We start from the raw sequence: 323 nt of genomic DNA, 5'->3' as shown, positions 1-323 counted from the left end.
GATGCCAATGGCGATTACAGCATTGATGGCGTAGACATTTCAGGCTTAGTTGATGGCGACATTACCGTTGATGCCTCAGCTGTCGATCAAAACGGTCAGACTGTCACTAATGATGACACTGATAACATGGACGCCACTGCGGGTTCTATTGATGTGGCGCTCACCATCAATGACGGCGCAGAGACAGCCGACATTTCAGGTACCACCACCGATGTCGCAGAAGATAGCACTGTCACCCTTATTCTTACCGATAGCGCCGGCAACACCCTTGAGGTGACGGGCGTGACTGTCGATGCCAATGGCGATTACAGCATTGATGGCGT

General features: G+C 51.7%; 1 protein-coding gene. It reads left to right on the top strand.

Translation table 11 applies throughout. The annotated features are described in order from the left end of the window. A partial coding sequence (locus tag BCU84_RS20760; RefSeq protein WP_157936248.1) for a hypothetical protein occupies nt 1-323 on the top strand: 323 nt, incomplete at both ends.

Source organism: Shewanella sp. 10N.286.51.B7 (assembly GCF_002873615.1).
Lineage (GTDB): Bacteria > Pseudomonadota > Gammaproteobacteria > Enterobacterales > Shewanellaceae > Shewanella > Shewanella electrodiphila.
This window is presented reverse-complemented; position numbering and strand designations above follow the sequence as displayed.